The following is a 13935-nucleotide window of genomic DNA, read 5'->3' on the forward strand; positions in this document are numbered from 1 at the left end:
TCGGCCGACTTGCCGATCACCCACGCAGAGCTAGCGGGTCAATACGAGGTTGGTGCGGTGGACCATTTCGGGCTCACCCGTGTAGCCCAGCAGTTTCTCGAATTCCGAGGATGCCTTGCGGCAGATCAGCCGGGCTTCGGCGCTGGAATAGTTGGCCAGGCCGCGCGCGATCTCCGTCCCCTCGGGACTTCGGATGGCGATGACGTCGCCACGCGAAAAATCGCCCTGAACCGCCGTCATGCCGATGGGCAGCAGGCTTTTGCCCTCGCCTTGCACCTTGACCACCGCACCCGCGTCCACCGTGACCGAGCCGCGCATCTGCAGGTGATCGGCCATCCATTGCTTGCGTGCCTGCATCTTCTGGGTCTGCGCCACGAGCAGTGTGCCTATGGGCTCGCCTTGCGTCAGCCGTATCAGCGCTTGCGGTTCGCGGCCCCAGGCGATCACGGTTGACGCGCCCGATCCCGCGGCGCGCTTGGCGGCCAGGATTTTAGTGATCATGCCGCCTTTGCCAATGCTGGAACCAGCGCCCCCTGCCATGGCTTCCAGCGCCGGGTCGCCGGCTTTGGCTTCGTGCACAAACTGCGCTGCCGGGTCCTTGCGCGGGTCGGCGGTGTACAGGCCTTTCTGGTCTGTGAGGATGACCAGCGCATCGGCCTCCACCAGGTTGGCGACCAGCGCACCCAGCGTGTCGTTGTCGCCGAACTTGATTTCGTCGTTGACCACCGTGTCGTTTTCGTTGATGACGGGGACGACGCCGAGCTGCAGCAGGGCAAGCAGGGTGGAGCGGGCGTTGATGTAGCGTTCGCGGTCGGCCAGGTCGGCGTGTGTGAGCAGGACCTGGGCGCTGCCGATGCCGTTTTCACGCAGTTTGGTCTCGTAGACCTGGACCAGGCCCATCTGGCCTACCGCGGCGGCCGCCTGCAGCTCATGGATGGCCCTGGGGCGCGCGCTCCAGTTCAGGCGCTTCATGCCCTCGGCAATGGCGCCGCTGCTCACCATGATTACCTCTCGCCCGTCCTTGACGAGGGCCGCCAGCTGTTCGCACCACAGGCCGATGGCCACCGCATCCAGCCCGCGGCCTTCATTGGTGACCAGGCTGGACCCCACCTTGACCACAATGCGTCTGGCGTTGCGCAGGATGGGGGAGCCTGGTTTGTCTTGCATGTTCAGTACTTCTCAGGCTGCGTTCCCGTCAACACGGGCATCGGCAGCGGTTGTGTGGAATGGGGCGGATGCAGCCCTGCAGCTACCTGCGGCTGGGATGCCGAAAACAAGGATGTCAGGACGGTTCCGGCGATTCAGGGGGCAGCGGGGCGAAGCGCGGATCGATTTCTTCCACCGGCTGTTCGCTTTTCTGCACCTGCTTGACGTGCTGGTAGATGGTCTTGATCAGGTGCTCGCAGCCCTCGCGCGTCAGGGCCGAAATCTCGAACACCGGGCCCTTGAATTTGAAACGCTTGACGAAGTCCTTGACGATGGCCGCGCGCTTGTCGTTGTCCACCATGTCAAGCTTGTTCAGAACCAGCCAGCGCGGTTTTTCATAGAGCGATTCATCGTATTTCTTGAGCTCTCCGACGATGGCCTTGGCCTGTGCCACCGGGTCCACACCTTCGTCGAAGGGGGCCAGGTCCACGATGTGCAGCAGCAGGCGGGTACGTTGCAGGTGCCGCAGGAAAAGATGGCCCAGGCCGGCGCCTTCGGAAGCGCCCTCGATCAGGCCGGGCAGGTCGGCCACCACAAAACTTTGTTCGGGGCCGACCCGCACCACGCCCAGGTTGGGGTGAAGCGTGGTGAAGGGGTAGTCGGCGATGCGGGGCCGGGCATTGGAAACTGCCGAGATGAAGGTGGATTTGCCGGCGTTGGGCATGCCCAGCAATCCGACGTCGGCCAGCACCTTGAGCTCCAGCTTGAGGCTTTTGCGCTCGCCGGGCCAGCCCGGCGTCTTGCTGCGCGGCGCGCGGTTGGTCGAGCTTTTGAAACGCAGGTTGCCGAAACCGCCGTCACCACCCTTGGCGATCAGTACCTGCTCGCCGGGTACCAGCAGCTCAAAAAGGACTTCACCGGTTTCGGCATCGGTCAGGATGGTGCCCACCGGCATTTTCAGGATGACGTCGTCGCCCTTGGCGCCAAACATGTCCGAACCCATGCCGTGCTGGCCGTTGCGGGCATCGTGGCGACGCGAAAAGCGGAAATCCACCAGCGTGTTCAGGTTGATGTCCGCGACCGCGTACACATGCCCGCCGCGCCCGCCGTCGCCGCCGTTGGGGCCGCCGAATTCCTTGTACTTCTCATGGCTGAAGGAGACGCAGCCACTCCCGCCATCGCCTGCGGCAATGTCAATAAAGGCTTCGTCAACGAATTTCATGATGGAGTGCTGCGGTTAAACCAGGGGCGATGGGAGCCGAAGATCAAGTTTACAAACAAAAAAGCCCCGACAGGTCGGGGCTTCGTTTCAGTCGAAGTGACTTATCGAAGTGATCAGCTTACGCCGGAGTCACATTCACGGTGTGCTTGTTCAGCGCACCTTTGACGGAAAACGAGACCGAGCCGTCAACCAGCGCAAATAGCGTGTGGTCTTTGCCGATGCCGACATTGACGCCTGGATGGAACTTGGTGCCGCGCTGGCGCACGATGATGCTGCCTGCGTTGATGACTTCGCCGCCAAATTTCTTGACGCCAAGCATTTTGGGCTGTGAATCACGGCCGTTTCGCGTAGAGCCGCCGCCTTTTTTCTGTGCCATTTTTCGTTACTCCTGGTACGTCCCTGCTTAACCGGCGATGGCGCCGATTTGCAGTTCCGTGTAGTTTTGCCGGTGGCCCTGGCGCTTTTGGTAGTGCTTGCGACGGCGCATTTTGAAAATGCGAACCTTGTCGTGCCTACCTTGCGAAAGGACTGTGACTGTAACAGTAGCGCCGGACACCAAGGGCGTACCAACCGTGATCGTGCTGCCGGTGCCGACAGCCAATACTTGGTCAATAACGATCTCTTGGCCTACGTCCGCAGCAATCTGTTCTACTTTAATTTTTTCTCCAGTAGCAACCTTGTATTGTTTGCCACCGGTTTTTATGACCGCGTACATGTAAGACCTCGTAAATTGAGTTCTGCAGACGGATTTCCGCAGAGCCCAATATTCTAGCATGGCAGCCCGAAATTGACCAGACTGGCTGTTTTGGGGCTTTTGGGCGCCGGTTTCCGGAGCCGGCCGGGCCTGGGCGGGCGGGACGGCTTCCTATAATCGGGCCACATTTAACGTCTGGATCGCCTTTTGTCTGCCAATTCCTCAAGCACCGCCGCAGCCCTCGCCCTGATTGCCGACGACATGCGCGGGATGGACGCGGTGATCGAGCGCCGCCTGAAGTCCGAAGTGCCCCTGGTCAGCCAAGTCTCGGGCTACATTGTGGCAGCCGGCGGGAAACGGTTGCGCCCAGCCCTTTTATTGCTGATGTGCGGCGCCCTCGGGTACCGTGGCGACCAGCGTTACAACCTCGCGGCCGTCGTGGAGTTCATTCACACCGCGACCTTGCTGCATGACGACGTCGTGGACGAGTCCACCTTGCGCCGCGGCCGTGCCACCGCCAACGAGGCCTTCGGCAACCCCGCGAGCGTGCTGGTCGGCGACTTCCTGTATTCCCGGGCCTTCCAGATGATGGTGGAGGCCGGGGACATGCGCATCATGCAAACCCTGGCCGAAGCCACCAATGTGATTGCCGAAGGGGAAGTGCTGCAGCTCATGAATATGCACGACGCGGCACTGTCCGAAGAAGGCTATCTCAGGGTAATTCGCTCCAAGACGGCCAAGCTGTTTGAAGCAAGCGCTCGCTTGGCGGCCTTGCTGGCGCAGTCGCCGCCGGCCGTCGAGGAGAGCTGCGCCGACTATGGACAGGCGCTGGGCACGGCATTCCAGGTAATCGACGACGTGCTTGATTACGACGGGGATGTCTCGGAAATGGGGRAAAACCTTGGGGATGACCTGCGGGAGGGYAAGGCAACCCTTCCCTTGATCATCGCCATGCAACGCGGCAGCGAGGCCGAACGATCCACCATCCGGCAGGCCATTGAAACCGGCGGGACCGACCAGATGGCGCGGATCATCGAGATCGTGCACCAAACAGGCGCATTGCGGGCAACCCGCGATGCCGCCGCGGTGGAAGCTCAGCGCGCGCTGAATGCCTTGCGGGTCTTGCCGCAAAACATTTACAGTAATGCTTTGACGCAACTGGCCTCCCAATTGCTGGAGAGGCGTTCCTGACGGGTTGTGTGACGGCGGGGTGTAGCTTAGCCTGGTAGAGCGCTACGTTCGGGACGTAGAGGCCGGAGGTTCGAATCCTCTCACCCCGACCAAGCCCGGTTTTTTCTTAAGTGTGCGTTTCTTCGCATACTTCCAACGCTACCCGGGGGGTGGGGGCGTTTTCGATTTACACCCGGGAATCTATAGGCGATGATACCTATTTGAGCTAAATCCCAGAACCATGGCCGCTGTCGACACCGCAATCAACCAACCGCCTTCCATGGCCCTGCCCGGCCTGGGACGGGCCTTGGTGGTGGCGGGGAAGCTGGGTCAAAAGGCCGCCGAAGACATTTTCCGCAAGGCCCAAAGCGGGCGAACCAGCTTTATTGCCGAGCTGACCGGGTCCGGCGCGGTATCCGCGTTCGACCTGGCCCATACCATGTCCACGGCATTTGCCGCGCCTTTGCTGGACCTGGAGGCCATTGACGCCCAGCGTCTGCCCAAGGGACTGCTTGACCCCAAGATCTGTACAACTTACCGTATTGTTGTCCTGAGCAAGCGGAACAACCGCCTGATCGTGGCGACGGCGGACCCCTCCGACCAGGAGGCGGCAGAAAAAATCAAGTTCTCCACCCAGATGGGCGTGGACTGGGTGATTGCCGAATACGACAAGCTTTCCAAGCTGGTGGAGGTTTCCAATACCTCCGCGTCCGAGGCAATGGAAAGCATCATCGGCGACGATTTCGAGTTTGACGAGTCCAGCGCCGACGCGACGGCCGAGGATAGCGAGGCCAGCGTCTCTGAGGTCGAGGACGCGCCGGTTGTCAAATTCCTCCAGAAAATGCTGCTCGATGCTTTCAGCATGCGGGCTTCCGATCTGCACTTTGAACCATTCGAGCACACCTACCGCGTGCGTTTCCGGGTTGACGGCGAATTGCGCGAAATCGCCTCGCCGCCCGTGGCCATCAAGGAAAAACTGGCCGCCCGCATCAAGGTCATTTCCAAGCTCGACATCTCCGAAAAGCGCGTGCCGCAAGACGGCAAAATGAAGCTCAAGATCGGCCCGGACCGGGTCATCGACTTCCGGGTCAGCACCTTGCCCACCATGTATGGCGAAAAAATCGTCATTCGTATCCTGGACCCGAGCAGCGCCAAGCTCGGCATTGACGCCCTCGGCTATGAGGCCGTTGAAAAAGAGCGTTTGATGGCCGCCATCCAGCGGCCGTACGGCATGGTGCTCGTGACCGGGCCTACTGGCTCGGGCAAGACCGTGTCCCTGTATACCTGCCTGAACATCCTCAACAAGCCGGGCGTCAACATCGCGACGGCCGAAGACCCTGCTGAAATCACCTTGCCGGGCGTCAACCAGGTCAGTATGAATGACAAGGCCGGCATGACCTTTTCGGTCGCGCTCAAGGCCTTCCTGCGGCAGGATCCAGACATCATCATGGTCGGTGAGATTCGTGACCTCGAAACCGCCGATATCGCGATCAAGGCCGCGCAGACCGGCCACATGGTCATGTCGACCCTGCACACCAACGATGCGCCGACCACACTGACGCGTATGCGCAACATGGGCATTGCGCCCTTCAATATCGCTTCCAGCGTGATCCTGATCACCGCCCAGCGGCTGGCCAGACGTCTGTGCCCCAATTGCAAAGCCCCAGCGGACATTCCGCGGGAGACACTGCTGGATGCGGGTTTCAAGGAAGAGGATGTGGACGGATCCTGGACCCCCTACCGGCCTGTAGGCTGCTCCATGTGTACAAATGGTTACAAGGGCCGTGTCGGTGTTTATCAGGTTATGCCCATTTCCGAGGAGATTCAGCGTATCGTCCTTCGCGACGGCAGCGCCCTGGAAATCGCGGCCCAGGCGGAGCTGGAGGGGGTCAAAAGCTTGCGCGTGTCGGGGTTGTCCAAGGTCAAGCTCGGCATGACTTCGCTGGAAGAGATTCTGGGCTGCACCAATGTTTAAGCAGCCGCGTTCAACGACCGCCGCATGGCGGCATGAGCGTGGCGACAAGGCGGTCTGAGACTGTCGATACAACGAGAAAGCATCATGGCAACTGCAGTATCCAAGGGCATCAAGGAATTTGTTTTCGAGTGGGAGGGCAAGGACCGGGGCGGCAAGCAGGTTCGCGGTGAGATCCGCGCCGCTGGCGAGAACCAGGTCAAGTCTTCGTTGCGTCGCCAAGGTGTCCTGCCCACCAAAATCAAGAAGCGCAAGATGCGCGCGGGCAAATCGATCAAACCCAAGGATATTGCGATCTTCACCCGCCAGCTGGCCACCATGATGAAGGCCGGCGTACCGCTGCTTCAGGCTTTCGACATTGTGGGCCGCGGCAATCCCAATGCCAGTGTGACCAAGTTGCTCAATGACGTGCGCACCGACGTTGAGACCGGTACTTCGCTGAGCGCGGCGTTTCGCAAATTCCCGATGTATTTCAATGCGCTCTACTGCAATCTGGTCGAGGCCGGCGAGGCCGCCGGTATCCTGGAGTCGCTGCTGGACCGCCTGGCGACCTACATGGAGAAGACCGAAGCCATCAAGTCCAAGATCAAGTCGGCCCTGATGTACCCGATTTCGGTGGTGGTGGTGGCCTTTGTCGTGGTGGCCGTGATCATGATTTTTGTGATCCCGTCGTTCAAAAACGTGTTTTCCTCATTCGGTGCCGATCTGCCGGCGCCCACGCTGATCGTCATTGCGATGAGCGAGTTTTTTGTGTCCTATTGGTGGCTGATTTTCGGCGGCATAGGCGGCGGGCTCTACTTCTTCTTCCAGGCCTGGAAGCGCAACGAGAAAATGCAGAAGTTCATGGACAGGGCCCTGCTCAAGGTGCCGGTGTTTGGTGCGCTGATCGAAAAATCCTGTATCGCCCGTTGGACCCGCACGCTCGCCACAATGTTCGCCGCAGGCGTGCCGCTGGTCGAGGCGCTGGATTCCGTCGGTGGCGCTTCCGGCAATTCACTGTATGCCGATGCCACCGAGAGAATCCAGCAGGAAGTTTCCACGGGTACCAGCCTGACGGCGGCCATGAGCAATGCCAACCTGTTCCCCTCCATGGTGCTGCAGATGTGCGCGATCGGCGAGGAATCCGGCTCCATCGACCACATGCTGGGCAAGGCCGCCGACTTTTATGAAGCGGAAGTCGATGAAATGGTGGCCGGCCTTTCCAGTCTGATGGAACCCATCATCATCGTGTTCTTGGGCACGCTGATCGGCGGGATCGTGGTTTCCATGTACCTGCCTATTTTCAAGCTGGGCCAAGTCGTTTGATGGGGACCGGTCTGGGGCCGGCATTCGATGCGTTGCTGGCCGGCTTTATGGGCCTGTTGATCGGCAGCTTCCTCAACGTCGTTATTTACCGCCTGCCCAAGATCATGGAGCGGCAGTGGGCGCAGGAATGCGCCGAGCTGACCGGAACTGCACAAGAACCCGCCGAAAAATTCAACTTGCTGGTGCCGCGTTCGCGCTGCTCCAGCTGCGGACATGTCATACGCTGGTATGAAAACATTCCGGTGGCCAGCTACCTGTTTCTTCGGGGCAAGTGTTCTGTGTGCGGCACGCCCTACGGCCTGCGTTACCCGATGGTTGAAGCGGTGACGGGGGCCCTGTTCTTCTTTTGTGCGTGGCGCTGGGGCTTGTCGCTGACCTCGTTGGCCTGGTGTGGGTTTTCTGCGGCGCTTCTGGCCTTGGCGGTGATCGACTGGGACACGACCTTGCTGCCGGACGACATCACCTTGCCCTTGCTATGGGCCGGCCTGATTGTTGCCGCCCTTCAGTGGAATCCCCCGGTCACTCTGGGAATGGCCTTATGGGGTGCGGTCGCCGGCTACCTTTCCCTGTGGCTGGTGTATTGGGCGTTCAAACTGGTGACCGGCAAAGAGGGCATGGGCTATGGCGACTTCAAGCTTTTCGCCGCGCTCGGCGCCTGGTTCGGCTGGCCTGCGCTGGTGCCCATGATCCTGATGGCTTCCGTGATCGGCGCCGCCGTCGGCATTGCGATGAAGTTTTCCAGCGGATTGCGTGAAGGCGGCTACGTGCCCTTCGGCCCTTTCCTGGCCGGGGCCGGCTTCACGGCCATGGTCTTCGGGCCTCAATCCATCCTCCGGTTTATCGGCCTGTGAAGCCATGCGCCGTGCAGCTTTGCGCATCGGACTGACGGGCGGCATAGGCAGCGGGAAAAGTACGGTTGCCCGCACCCTGGTGGCTTGCGGCGCGGCGCTGGTGGATGCTGATGCGATCTCCCGTGCGGTCACAGCGGCCGGCGGTGTCGCCGTGAAGGAGATCGCCGCGCAGTTCGGCGGCCAGATGGTCACCACCGACGGCGCCATGGACCGGGACCGGATGCGCCAATTGGCCTTTGACAACCCCTCCGCCAGGCGGCGGCTGGAGTCCATTGTTCACCCCCTGGTTAGCCGGGAGACCTTGCGGCAGTACGAGCAGGCCACCGCTGCCGGTTGCGCCTGTGTGGTGTTTGACGTTCCCTTGCTGGTGGAGTCGGGGCGCTGGCGGCAGCAGCTGGACCAGGTGCTGGTCGTGGACTGCGGCGAAGCCACCCAGGTTAGCCGCGTGATGGCCCGCAATGGCTGGCCCCGGGAGGCGGTGGAGAAAATCATCGCCGGACAGGCCAGCCGCGCGCAGCGACTGTCGGCCGCCGATATATGCTTGCACAATGACGGTTTGCCGCTGGAGGCCCTGGACGCCGAGGTGCGGCGGCTTGCCGCGCGCTTCGGGCTATGATGCGCAAACAAACCTCCTCATTGAAGCCGACGAAAATATAGCGCTGTGATCCTTTACGAGTATCCTTTTCACGAACGCATACGTACGTATTTGCGACTTGAACACCTGTTCCGCCGCCTTGGTGAACTGGTGGAGCGGGAGAGCCCGACGGATCACCACTACGCCATCACGACGATTTTTGAAATCATGGACGTGGGCGCGCGGGCCGACCTCAAGACCGACGTCCTCAAGGACCTTGAGAAACAGAAACACGTCCTCAACGGCTACCGCGGCAACCCGGCCATTTCGGAGGCCGTCCTGGACGAGGTGACCGGCCAGCTCGAAAGCTGCTTTTCCGCCCTGAACAGCCTGCCCGGAAAGGCCGGCCAGTCGCTGACCGAAAACGACTGGCTGATGAGCATTCGCAGCCGCGTCGGCATCCCGGGCGGAACCTGCGAGTTTGACCTGCCGGCCTACTATGCCTGGCAGCACCTGCAGACGGGTGTGCGCAAGCAGGACTTGCAGCGCTGGATCACACCCCTGGTTCCGCTCGCCGAGTCCATACGCGTGCTGTTGACTTTGCTGCGAGACTCCGGCGCGCCGCAAAAAGTGGTGGCACCGGCCGGCCAATACCAGCAGACGCTGCCGCAAGGACGCACTTTCCAGCTTTTGCGACTCCGGATAGACCCCGCCCTGGGGCTGATTCCTGAAATCAGCGGCAACCGCTTGATCGTTTCGGTGCGCCTCATGCGCCACGGCGAAGACGACCGGCTGCATGCCAGCACCGACGATTCGGCGTTTGAACTGACCCTCTGTTCCTGATCCGCGGGCTCGCCAAGCACCGGCCTCCTTTCCGATTGATCCCCCAGACTTGTCCTGAAACATGCCTGTGACGAAAAAAGACTCCCCACCCGTCAAGCTGGTCGTATGCCCGGGCTGCGGCGGCGAAAGCGTTTACGCGCCCAGCAACCCTTTTCGCCCTTTTTGCAGCGAGCGCTGCAAAAACATCGATCTGGGCGCCTGGGCCAGCGAGGGCTTCCGCCTTCCGGCGGACACGCCGCCCGACGACGAGGTTTTCGGCGATCCCAAGCTGCAATAGAATTTGCCGAGGCGCGCGGTGTCAGCCGCGTTTGATAAAAGCAAAAAAGAGAGGGAGCGAAAAATGAACATCAAGTCTTTGATGAGACTCGTCCTGGCTGCGCTCATGGCGGTCGCTTTGGCGGCAAGCCATGCCCAGGCGCAGACCCAACCGGCACCGGAGGGCGAGAAGCCCGCCAAGGCCAAATCAAAAAAAGCCGCCAAATCTGGCAGTAAAGCCAAATTCATCCCGGGCTCCGGTGAAACGGTCGCCCAGCGCACTGCGCGCCTCAAGCGTGAATGCAAGGGTGCCGTGGACGCAGGCGCCTGCTCAGGCTACACGCGCTGACCGGTATTTGAAGAGGGCGGGCCGGCGGACAGTACCGCTGGCATCGCGCCTTGGCCGCCGGGGTCGCTCAGGCGGCGGGTGTGCCCAGCACCTGCTGGAGTTCGCCGCTCTGGTACATCTCCATCATGATGTCCGAGCCGCCGATGAATTCACCCTTCACATACAGCTGGGGGATGGTGGGCCAGTTGCTGAATTCCTTGATGCCGTGGCGGATTTCCTCGTCTTCCAGCACGTTCACGGTGGCGGGCTTGTTCACGCCGCAAGCCTTCAGGACCTGGATGGCGCGGCCGGAAAAACCGCACATGGGAAACTGGGCCGTGCCTTTCATGAAAAGGACCACGTCGCTGGATTTGACGATTTCGGCGATGCGTTGCTGGGTGGGGTCTGTGGTGCTCATGGTGAAATCCTTTGCAAATCCGTGGGGGTAGGGGCTTGGGCCCCGCGCCAGCCCGGTATCAGGGCAGGCGACTTTAGTTAGATGGAATCTGGGAAGCAGAATTCAACAGGCCGATTATCCCGCCGTTTCGCATCCCGCGTGGCTGCCTCACCCGCCTGCCCATAGCCCGCCCGAGCAGCGCGCGATGCCGGCCAGGTCCAGCCGGCTCTGGACTTGCGCAAAGCCCGCCTGGGCCAGCAGATTGCATACAGCCTCGGCCTGGTCGTAGCCATGCTCCAGCAGCAGCCAGCCGTCCGGTAGCAGGTGGCGGGGCGCTTGCCGTACGATTTCGCGGATATCGTCCAGCCCGTCGGTGCCGGCGGCCAGGGCGGACAGGGGCTCATAGGCCAAGTCCTCCAGATGATGATCAGCGCTGGCGATATAAGGCGGGTTGCTGACGATCAGGTGAAAGTGTCCGCTAACTTCCTCTAGCCAGTGGCTCTGGAGGAAATCCAGGCCCAGCCCGAGGCGGGAGGCGTTACCCCGGGCCACCTCCAGCGCCCCCGCGCTCGCGTCCACGGCCACGATATTGGCCTGGCGGCTCTCCGTTTGCAGGCTGTGCGCGATGGCCAGCGCAATGGCGCCGCTGCCCGTGCCCAGGTCCAGCACCGCCGGCACCGGCGGTATGCCGGGGGCCTGCAGCCGCTCAAGCGCCCAGCCCACCAGGGTTTCAGTGTCGGGCCTCGGCACCAGCACGCGGGCGTCCACCAGCAGCGTGAGACCGAAAAACTCCTTGTAGCCGACGACGTAAGCCAGGGGCTCCCCGGCGATCCGGCGCAGGCACATGGCCCGGAAGTCTTCAGCCGCTTGCTCCGGCAGGGTATCAGTGTCGTGCGCCAGCAACCAGGCCCGCGCGTCGCCGGGCTTGCCCAGCGCATGCAGCAGCAGGAGTTGGGCGTCCAGCCGATCCAGCCCTTGGGACTGGGCGGCGGCCAGGGCTTGCGCGCAGTTTGGCGGGTTCACGGCGAACGCCTCAAAGCCCGCTGTTCGCGGTTTCCAGCTCGGCGAGCTGCTCGGCGCCGCGCGCCACCTGCAGCGCGGTGATCACGTCGCCCAGGTCGCCTTCCATGATGGCCAGCAGCTTGTACAGCGTCAGGTTGATGCGGTGGTCGGTCAGCCGGCCCTGCGGGAAGTTGTAGGTGCGGATTCGGTCGCTACGGTCGCCCGTGCCGACCAGGCCCTTGCGCAGGGCCGCGTCCTTGGCGGCGCGCTCGGCGCGGTCTTTTTCATGGATGCGGGCGGTTAGCACCTTGAGCGCCTGAGCCTTGTTGCTGTGCTGGCTGCGGCCTTCCTGGCATTCGGCGACGATGCCGGTCGGGATGTGCGTGATGCGCACGGCCGAGTCGGTCTTGTTGATGTGCTGGCCGCCGGCGCCGCTGGCGCGGTAGGTGTCTATGCGCAGGTCGGCCGGGTTGATCTGTATGGCCACCGCCTCGTCGGGCTCGGGCATCACGGCCACGGTGCAGGCGCTGGTGTGGATGCGGCCCTGGGTTTCAGTGGCCGGCACGCGTTGAACGCGATGGCCGCCCGACTCGAAACGCAGCTTGCCGTAGACGCCCACGCCCATGGCGTCGGCGGCGCCCTCGATGCGCAGCACCACCTCCTTGTAGCCGCCGAGTTCGCTGGGCGATTCGCTGATGATCTCGACCTGCCAGCGGTTGCGCTCGGCAAAACGCGTGTACATGCGGAACAGGTCGCCGGCAAACAGCGCCGACTCGTCGCCGCCGGTGCCGGCACGGATTTCGACGAAGGCCGGGCGCAGGTCGTCAGGATCCTTGGGGATCAGCATCAGCTGCAGGGCTTCGTCGATCGCGGCAATGTCGGCCTTGGCCGCGTCAATCTCTTCCTCGGCCATGGCGGCCATCTCGGGGTCGTCCCTGGCTTCGGCCAGCATGCTTTCGGCGCCGGCCAGGTCGGCCTCGCGGCCGGTCAGCCGCGTGTACTGCTCGGCGATCACGCTGGCTTCGGCGTGCTCCCGGGTCAGCGCGCGAAAACGGTCCAGGTCGCTGACCACATCGCTGGCGGACAGCAAGGCGTCCAGTTCGTGCAGCCGCAGAAGCTGGCGGTCCAGGGTTTGGCGAAGAAAGGGTTTCATGAAAGAGGGGGCTGCAAAAGCCGAAAAGGGTGCCGCAAGGCCGTCAACAAGGGCGCCGGCTGACGCCGGCAGGAGAGGTCAGCGCTGTGGCGGGCGCTAACGCTCTTTGTCGTCGGGCTTGATCTTGGGCAGCTGGCCGCGCAAAAACAGCCTGGAGACGGCTTGCGCCGTGGCCTCGCGGCTGCTGGCATCGCCAGCGTGCAATTCGGCCAGCGTGCCGTGCAGCATTTTCTGGGTCAGGCCCCGGGTCAGCGCGTCCAGCACGGTGTCTATGGGTTCGCCCCTGGCGAGCAGCTTCTTGGCCCGCACGATTTCGGCGGCGCGCCATTCGTCGGTCTGCGCGTTGAGCTGCTGGATCAGCGGCACGCTGCGGCGCTGGCCCAGCCAGTGCATGAAGTTCTGCACACCGGCGTCGATGATGACCTCGGCCTGGGCCACGGCGGCCTTGCGGCTGTCCTTGCCGGTCTGCACCACGTGCGCCAGGTCGTCCACCGTGTAGAGGTAGATGTCGGGCAGGGCCTTGACTTCGGGTTCGATGTCGCGCGGCACGGCCAGGTCGACCATGAACATGGGGCGGTGCTTGCGCAGCTTGAYGGCGCGCTCSACKGCACCCAGGCCRATGATGGGCARSGTRCTGGCGGTRCAGCTGATSACSGCGTCRAAYTCGTGCAGRCGSYYGGGCAGGTCGGCCAGGCGCATRACYTCSSCGCCRAAGCGGCYGGCCAGCTTYTCGCCRCGCTCCAGCGTGCGGTTGGCAATSGCSATGGCCTTGGGGTTTTTTGCGGCGAAGTGGGTGGCCGCGAGGTCGATCATTTCGCCGGCGCCGACAAACAGCACCTTGATGTCGCTGAGGTTCTCAAACAACTGGCCGGCCAGGCGCACGCTGGCCGCCGCCATGCTGATGCTGTGCGCGCCGATTTCGGTGCTGCTGCGCACCTCCTTGGCCACGGCAAAGGAGCGCTGGAACAGCTGGTGCAGCGTGGTGCCCATGGCGCCGGCGTCTTCCGCGGCGCGCACCGCGTC

16 protein-coding genes and 1 tRNA gene are annotated in these 13935 nt (G+C 62.6%); 9 read left to right on the plus strand and 8 right to left on the minus strand.

Annotated features, from left to right (window positions below; translation table 11 throughout):
* Positions 1–30: 30 nt before the first annotated feature.
* The 4 genes from proB to rplU form a co-directional block, all read right to left on the minus strand.
* Positions 31–1167 (minus strand): glutamate 5-kinase, encoded by a 1137-nt coding sequence (proB, locus tag AC1D1Y_RS07795; protein WP_477681832.1) that lies wholly within the window; start codon positions 1165–1167, stop codon positions 31–33.
* A gap of 115 nt (positions 1168–1282) precedes the next feature.
* The gene (gene cgtA, locus AC1D1Y_RS07800; protein WP_477652476.1) at positions 1283–2368 is read right to left on the minus strand and encodes an Obg family GTPase CgtA; all 1086 of its coding nucleotides are present in this window, start codon (positions 2366–2368) and stop codon (positions 1283–1285) included.
* Positions 2369–2486: 118 nt separating this feature from the next.
* Entirely contained in the window at positions 2487–2744 is a 258-nt protein-coding gene (gene rpmA, locus AC1D1Y_RS07805; RefSeq protein WP_122955354.1) for a 50S ribosomal protein L27, read from the minus strand.
* A gap of 27 nt (positions 2745–2771) precedes the next feature.
* Positions 2772–3083 (minus strand): 50S ribosomal protein L21, encoded by a 312-nt coding sequence (gene rplU / locus AC1D1Y_RS07810; RefSeq protein ID WP_122955355.1) that lies wholly within the window; start codon positions 3081–3083, stop codon positions 2772–2774.
* Positions 3084–3269: 186 nt separating this feature from the next.
* Between rplU and AC1D1Y_RS07815 the strand changes: the two genes are divergently transcribed.
* From AC1D1Y_RS07815 to AC1D1Y_RS07855, 9 genes are all read left to right on the plus strand, one after another.
* Positions 3270–4253, plus strand: a complete 984-nt coding sequence (locus tag AC1D1Y_RS07815; RefSeq protein ID WP_477681833.1) for a polyprenyl synthetase family protein — start codon at positions 3270–3272, stop codon at positions 4251–4253.
* Positions 4254–4268: 15 nt separating this feature from the next.
* Positions 4269–4345: transfer RNA gene (locus AC1D1Y_RS07820), tRNA-Pro, on the plus strand.
* Positions 4346–4473: 128 nt separating this feature from the next.
* Positions 4474–6207: a type IV-A pilus assembly ATPase PilB gene (pilB, locus tag AC1D1Y_RS07825; RefSeq protein ID WP_477681834.1), complete on the plus strand. Its 1734-nt coding sequence runs from the start codon at positions 4474–4476 to the stop codon at positions 6205–6207.
* An 84-nt stretch (positions 6208–6291) separates the two neighbouring features.
* The gene (locus tag AC1D1Y_RS07830; protein WP_477681835.1) at positions 6292–7509 is read left to right on the plus strand and encodes a type II secretion system F family protein; all 1218 of its coding nucleotides are present in this window, start codon (positions 6292–6294) and stop codon (positions 7507–7509) included.
* The gene (locus AC1D1Y_RS07835) at positions 7509–8360 is read left to right on the plus strand and encodes a prepilin peptidase (protein ID WP_477681836.1); all 852 of its coding nucleotides are present in this window, start codon (positions 7509–7511) and stop codon (positions 8358–8360) included. The genes AC1D1Y_RS07830 and AC1D1Y_RS07835 overlap by 1 nt, the downstream gene beginning before the upstream one ends.
* 4 nt (positions 8361–8364) lie before the next feature.
* On the plus strand, positions 8365–8976 hold the full coding sequence (coaE, locus tag AC1D1Y_RS07840) for a dephospho-CoA kinase (RefSeq protein ID WP_477681837.1): 612 nt from the start codon (positions 8365–8367) through the stop codon (positions 8974–8976).
* A gap of 45 nt (positions 8977–9021) precedes the next feature.
* Positions 9022–9777, plus strand: coding sequence for a cell division protein ZapD (gene zapD, locus AC1D1Y_RS07845; protein WP_436157435.1), 756 nt, complete (start codon positions 9022–9024; stop codon positions 9775–9777).
* A gap of 61 nt (positions 9778–9838) precedes the next feature.
* Positions 9839–10054 carry a DNA gyrase inhibitor YacG gene (locus AC1D1Y_RS07850; protein ID WP_477676602.1) on the plus strand — a complete coding sequence of 72 codons (216 nt, stop codon included), beginning with the start codon at positions 9839–9841 and terminating at the stop codon, positions 10052–10054.
* An 18-nt stretch (positions 10055–10072) separates the two neighbouring features.
* Positions 10073–10381: a hypothetical protein gene (locus AC1D1Y_RS07855; RefSeq protein ID WP_477681838.1), complete on the plus strand. Its 309-nt coding sequence runs from the start codon at positions 10073–10075 to the stop codon at positions 10379–10381.
* Between the two features lie 67 nt (positions 10382–10448).
* On the opposite strand, the gene grxD is transcribed toward AC1D1Y_RS07855, so the two are convergent.
* From grxD to hemA, 4 genes are all read right to left on the minus strand, one after another.
* Entirely contained in the window at positions 10449–10778 is a 330-nt protein-coding gene (gene grxD, locus AC1D1Y_RS07860) for a Grx4 family monothiol glutaredoxin (protein WP_411877371.1), read from the minus strand.
* Between the two features lie 147 nt (positions 10779–10925).
* Entirely contained in the window at positions 10926–11780 is an 855-nt protein-coding gene (gene prmC / locus AC1D1Y_RS07865; RefSeq protein WP_477681839.1) for a peptide chain release factor N(5)-glutamine methyltransferase, read from the minus strand.
* Between the two features lie 10 nt (positions 11781–11790).
* Positions 11791–12912 (minus strand): peptide chain release factor 1, encoded by a 1122-nt coding sequence (prfA, locus tag AC1D1Y_RS07870; RefSeq protein ID WP_477681840.1) that lies wholly within the window; start codon positions 12910–12912, stop codon positions 11791–11793.
* A gap of 96 nt (positions 12913–13008) precedes the next feature.
* On the minus strand, positions 13009–13935 hold a 927-nt coding region (gene hemA / locus AC1D1Y_RS07875), incomplete at its 5' end, for a glutamyl-tRNA reductase (RefSeq protein ID WP_477681841.1).

It is taken from the genome of Polaromonas sp. P1_G1, assembly GCF_056405595.1.